General features: G+C 59.2%; 6 protein-coding genes and 2 tRNA genes. 4 read left to right on the top strand and 4 right to left on the bottom strand.

Annotated elements, in window-relative coordinates:
* Positions 1 to 2: 2 nt before the first annotated feature.
* Positions 3 to 78 (top strand) — tRNA-Ala (locus tag PSV43_RS01460).
* Positions 79 to 173: 95 nt separating this feature from the next.
* On the opposite strand, the gene PSV43_RS01455 is transcribed toward PSV43_RS01460, so the two are convergent.
* From PSV43_RS01455 to trmD, 3 genes are all read right to left on the bottom strand, one after another.
* Complete coding sequence (locus PSV43_RS01455) at positions 174 to 383, bottom strand: hypothetical protein (protein ID WP_300192943.1); 210 nt, start codon at positions 381 to 383, stop codon at positions 174 to 176.
* Positions 384 to 675: 292 nt separating this feature from the next.
* Positions 676 to 766, bottom strand: a tRNA-Ser gene (locus tag PSV43_RS01450).
* 98 nt (positions 767 to 864) lie between these two features.
* A complete protein-coding gene (gene trmD, locus PSV43_RS01445; protein ID WP_300192941.1) occupies positions 865 to 1,536 on the bottom strand; it encodes a tRNA (guanosine(37)-N1)-methyltransferase TrmD in 672 nt (223 codons plus the stop codon).
* 119 nt (positions 1,537 to 1,655) lie between these two features.
* Between trmD and sucC the strand changes: the two genes are divergently transcribed.
* From sucC to PSV43_RS01430, 3 genes are all read left to right on the top strand, one after another.
* Entirely contained in the window at positions 1,656 to 2,840 is a 1,185-nt protein-coding gene (gene sucC / locus PSV43_RS01440) for an ADP-forming succinate--CoA ligase subunit beta (RefSeq protein ID WP_300192939.1), read from the top strand.
* Positions 2,841 to 2,925: 85 nt separating this feature from the next.
* Complete coding sequence (locus PSV43_RS01435) at positions 2,926 to 3,396, top strand: pentapeptide repeat-containing protein (protein WP_300192937.1); 471 nt, start codon at positions 2,926 to 2,928, stop codon at positions 3,394 to 3,396.
* Positions 3,397 to 3,712: 316 nt separating this feature from the next.
* Positions 3,713 to 4,642, top strand: a complete 930-nt coding sequence (locus PSV43_RS01430) for an amidohydrolase family protein (RefSeq protein WP_300192935.1) — start codon at positions 3,713 to 3,715, stop codon at positions 4,640 to 4,642.
* A 166-nt stretch (positions 4,643 to 4,808) separates the two neighbouring features.
* On the opposite strand, the gene PSV43_RS01425 is transcribed toward PSV43_RS01430, so the two are convergent.
* Positions 4,809 to 5,165, bottom strand: a 357-nt coding sequence (locus tag PSV43_RS01425; protein WP_300192933.1) for an aminotransferase class I/II-fold pyridoxal phosphate-dependent enzyme, incomplete at its 5' end; no start/stop codon positions are given.

The following is a 5,165-nucleotide window of genomic DNA, read 5'->3' as shown; positions in this document are numbered from 1 at the left end:
TTGGGGCTATAGCTCAGTTGGTAGAGCGTCTCGTTCGCAATGAGAAGGTCAGGGGTTCGAATCCCCTTAGCTCCACCACTCGTCAGCAGACTTCATCTCTGCGCTGCGAGACAACAAAAAACCATGGATCGCGACTCTCGTCGCCACCCTGGCGGCCGCATCAGCGGTCATGCTTACTTCTTCTTCGCAGGCTTCGCCTTCGGACTTGGGCTCTCGGCGTTCTGGTCCTGCTCCACCTGTCGGGCGACGGCGCGCTCCACGTAGTTGGCAAAGCTGCGACCGTCGAGCGCCGCGTATTTCTTCGCCAGCTTGGCGATGCGTGGGTCAATGGTAATGCTGGTATTGATTTTCATCGGGTGGCAGCGTGTGGTATCTTTGCGCACGGCGCAACAGGGAATTGCAGCTCTGCGCAAGCCGTTGCAACGTGGTTGGAGGCATCCCTCACGGACAACGTGAGGCTCATTCGCGATCCATTTTTAAGCCTGTTTGGGTGAAACTTGGCTGCGGAGAATGCAACCATGAGAACATGGCTTCTCATTCTGCATGACTCCGAAAGTAAAGGAAAGCCTGTCCATCGGAATGGCGTGCCATTCGTAGCCGGGGAGTCAGCGGCAGCCCAACCTTCGCTCTTCGAGCTACGGAGGGCATTCTTCACCTCCTTACTTCGGCGAAGAATGGCGGTGAGGGAGGGATTCGAACCCTCGGTAGCTGTTAAGGCTACGCATCTTTAGCAAAGATGTGCTTTCGACCACTCAGCCACCTCACCATTTATTGAATTTGTCCCGCAGGTGGTCAGCCAGCGGAGTGCTTATTTAGCGTGTAGCGTGGCGGATCGTCAAACGAAAAGTCACACGCTCGCGCATCTCATGCGATTAAATCCGGCCGGTTCGCCCGCGTGCGCTCCAGGGCCTGCTCCTCACGCCATGCGGCGATCTTCGCATGATTCCCGCTCAGCAGCATGTCCGGCACCTTCAGTCCCCGGTACTCGGCCGGCTTGGTGTACTGCGGTGCCTCCAGCATGCCGCTGGAGCCAAAGCTCTCCTCCACCGCGCTCATTTCATCTCCCAGCACGCCGGGTAGCAGGCGCACGATGGCATCCATCACCACCACAGCGGCGATGGCCCCGTTCGTCAGCACATAGTCCCCCAGGCTGATCTCCTCATCCACCCAGTGCTCAATGATGCGGTGGTCGATCCCTTCGTAATGGCCCGAGATAAAGATCAAATGCGGCTCAGCGGACAGCCGCCGCGCGGTGGCCTGATCAAACCGCTTCCCAGCGGGTGACATGTAAATGATGCGCGCCTCCGGCGTATCGAGGCGGTCCAGCGTATCAAACATCGGCTCCGGGCGAATCACCATCCCCTGCCCGCCACCGTACGGCGTGTCATCCACATGGCGGTGCTTGCCAATCCCCTGCTCACGCAGGTCATGCACTCGCAGGTCCAGAATGCCCTTCTCCTGCGCACGACCCATCATGCTCAGGCCCATCGGCACCGAGACCAGTTCCGGAAACAACGTCACCACATCAATTTGCATTCTGGGGCTATGCCGCAGCCTTGCAGGCACGGCAAGCACGGCATTCTCACCTTCACCGGGAATGCGCCTTGACGCTTGGGGTCGCACTTCTACTATCGTGCTCCCCCCATTTTTTCTCCATGAACATCCACGAGTATCAAGCCAAGCAACTGTTCGACAAATTCGGCGTCGCCAGTCCCAAAGGAATCGTCGCCAGCACGGCGGCAGAAGCAGGCGCTGCCGCGCGCGAAATCGGCGGGACCGGACTCGTGGTTAAAGCCCAGGTGCATGCCGGTGGCCGTGGCAAAGGCACCTTCAAGAACGGTTTCAAAGGCGGCGTCCATCTCGTGAACACCCCGGAAGAAGCGCAGGACATCGCGGGCAAGATGCTCGGCCAGACCCTCGTCACCCACCAGACCGGCCCAGAAGGCAAGCTGGTGAGCAAAGTGCTCATCGCCAAAGCCGTGAACATCACGAAGGAATACTACTTCGCCATCCTGTTTGACCGCGTCAGCAGCAGCCACGCCATCATCGCCTCCACCGAAGGCGGCATGAACATCGAAGAAGTCGCCGAGAAGACTCCCGAGAAGATCACCAAGGAATTCATCAATCCAGCCCTCGGCCTCCAGGCCTACCAGTGCCGCAAGGTCGCTGCGTCCCTCGGACTCACTGGCGCTCTCTCAAACCAGGCCGTGAAGCTCTTCACCGCCCTCTGGAATCTCTACATCAAAAGCGACTGCTCGCTGGTGGAGATCAATCCTCTCGCCATCACCGACGACAACCAGGTCGTCGCGCTCGATGCCAAGTTCAACTTCGACGACAACGCCCTCTACCGCCAGAAGGATGTCGTCGCCATGCGTGACACCACGGAAGAAGACCCACGTGAAGTCGCCGCCAGCGAATTCGGCCTCAACTACATCGGTCTCGACGGCAACATCGCCTGCCTTGTCAATGGCGCGGGCCTTGCCATGTCCACCATGGACATCATCAAATTCCACGGCGGCGAGCCAGCCAACTTCCTCGACGTCGGCGGCGGCGCCACGAAGGAGCAGGTCACCGCAGCCTTCAAAATCATCTTGGGCGATCCCAATGTGAAGGGCATCCTCGTCAACATCTTTGGCGGCATCATGGACTGCAACATCATCGCCACCGGCATCATCGCCGCAGCGCAGGAAGTCTCCCTTAACATCCCGCTCGTCGTCCGCCTCGAAGGTAACAACGTCGAAGCCGGCAAGGCCACCCTCGCCGCCAGCGGCTTGAAGATCACCAGCGCGAGCGACCTCACCGATGCGGCGAAGAAAATCGTCGCTGAGGTGAATGGCTGATCCCCGCAGGGGATTACAAAGATCCCCTCAACAAGTATGAAAACCCGATTTACGGCACCGTAAATCGGGTTTTCTTTTGTGTCCTATGGCCAGCATCACCACCGAAGAACTCCTCGCGCACACTCAATGGCTTGAAAGCGGCGGCAAAAGCGGCCGTAAGATCGACGAAACCGGCATGAACCTCGCCAGTGCCGAGCTCAATAACCTCAACATGGCCAAAGGCCAGTTCGTCGGCACCACCTTCACCAAGGCCAACCTCGCAGGCACCAATCTTTCCGGCGCTGACTTCAGCGGAGCAAACTTCGACAGCGCCAATCTGAGCGGTGCTGACCTCAGTGGTGCCGACCTCAGCGGCGTCTCCCTGCGCCATGCCAACCTCAGCAATGCGAACGTCCGTGGCGCAGACCTTTCCGGGGCCAATCTCGAAGGGGCCGATCTGACGAATGCCGACTTCACCGATGCCGATCTCATCGCCGCAAATCTGAACGGCACCACGCAGACCGGCATGATTTATATCGGAGCCATTCTGGCAGACACGCAGGGACTGAAAAGCTAACAGACCATTGAAATACTCCATGTCGCGTCTTCGCGGCAGAGCTTGCTTGGCAGGAGAGGGATCATCCTGATCCCTCAACGCTCCGCCTCGCCATCCGCCCTTCCCAAGCCGGGACCAAGATGGTCCCGCTCCTGCCAATCCACAGCAGCGCCTCCGGCGCGCCAAACCACCAAGCACCTCTGGCAAGAGAGGGATCATCTTGATCCCTCAACGCTCCGCCTCTCCCACCGCTCCTAAACGGAGATCAAGATGATCTCGCCCGCCTCTTCGCCATGGCAGCGAAGCAATATCGCATTCCCTGCGGCGTAATGGTTTCATGCCATCACGCCGCATTTTTTTGTCCACCGGACTCGCCGCCATCGCCTCACGCGCCGTGGCCCAGACACCCGCCGCCGCTGAGCCGGTCATCGACATCCATCAGCACATGAACTACCACCTCCGTGCCGATGAGCATCTGCTCACGCACCAGCAGGCCATGGGGATCACCACCACCATCATCCTCCCCGCTGGCACCTACCTGGACCGCCCTTCCACCCACAATGGCAAGTCCAACGGCCTCGCCGCGAAATGCGCCACCACCGAGGCCGCGCGTGACTTCGCCAAAGCGCATTCCAATACCTACCTCTGGGCCGCCAACGAAGTCACCGACCTCGATACCGCCCCCGCCGAAACCGAAAAATGGCTCAAGCAAGGCGCCTGCATGATCGGCGAGCAGAAGTTCATGGTGCAGTGTGACTCACCCGAGAGCCAGAAACTCTACGCCCTCGCCGCCGAGTACAACGTCCCCATCCTCCTACACTTCCAGCACCTGACCTACAACCTCGGCTACGAACGCTTCCACACCATGCTCGAGAAGTTTCCCAAGACCAACTTCATCGGCCACGCACAGGCCTTCTGGGGCAACATCGACAAACAGCACGATCAAAAAGTAAACTACCCGAAGGGCAAGATCACCCCCGGCGGCATCACCGATCGTTACCTCTCCGACTATCCCAACATGTTTGCGGACATGTCCGCCGGCAGCGGTCTGCTCGCCCTCACTCGCGACGAAGAGCACACCACAAAATTCTTCGACCGCCATCAGGACAAGATCCTCTACGGCAGCGACTGCGCCGATCACTTCGGCCGCGGCCCCGGCTGCCAGGGCGCACAAACCATCGCCGCCATCCGCAAACTCGCGCCCAGCAAAACGGTCGAGCACAAGATCCTCTTCGAAAACTCCCGCAAGCTATTCCGGCTGGCGTGATGTGAGCGCAATGTTCAAACTCCGCCAGGCCTGAAACAACACCCACTTAGCGTGAACCTCAGCCCCGAAGAAATCCAGATCGACGAAACCGCCAGTAAAAATCAAGTCGTGGCCCCCCGAACTCCGCAGACCACGACCCTTGACGATTTCTTGACGACACGCGGTCTTACTTCTTCCCGCGCACCTCGTTCACAAACTCCTCCATCAAATCCATCGCCTTCGCGATCAGATCGGGGGCGGTGGCATAACAGCAGCGTACAAATCCTTCACCCGCGCTGCTGAAGGCGCTGCCAGGAACGACGGCGACGCTCTTCTTTTCCAGCAATCCCAGAGCGAAATCCTTGCTGCTCAGGCCAGTGCTGCGGATATCCGGGAAGACATAAAACGCCCCGCCTGGATTGAAGCAATGCAGCCCCATGCCATTGAGTCGGCTGACGATGAGATTGCGGCGCTGCTCGTAGCTCTGACGCATGTCCTCATAGGCAGTCTCGCCCATCTTGAGCGCTTCAATGCCCGCCATCTG

Origin of the sequence: Prosthecobacter sp., assembly GCF_029946185.1 — a bacterium.
Classification (GTDB): Bacteria; Verrucomicrobiota; Verrucomicrobiia; order Verrucomicrobiales; family Verrucomicrobiaceae; genus Prosthecobacter.
Note: the sequence above shows the minus strand (reverse complement) of the source record. Positions and strands in the feature narration are given on the sequence as shown.

Coding starts and splice junctions, on each gene's coding strand:
- trmD (WP_300192941.1), bottom strand. CDS start 1,536: ATGCAAATTGATGTGGTGACGTTGTTTCCGGAACTGGTCTCGGTGCCG.
- sucC (WP_300192939.1), top strand. CDS start 1,656: ATGAACATCCACGAGTATCAAGCCAAGCAACTGTTCGACAAATTCGGC.
- PSV43_RS01435 (WP_300192937.1), top strand. CDS start 2,926: ATGGCCAGCATCACCACCGAAGAACTCCTCGCGCACACTCAATGGCTT.
- PSV43_RS01430 (WP_300192935.1), top strand. CDS start 3,713: ATGCCATCACGCCGCATTTTTTTGTCCACCGGACTCGCCGCCATCGCC.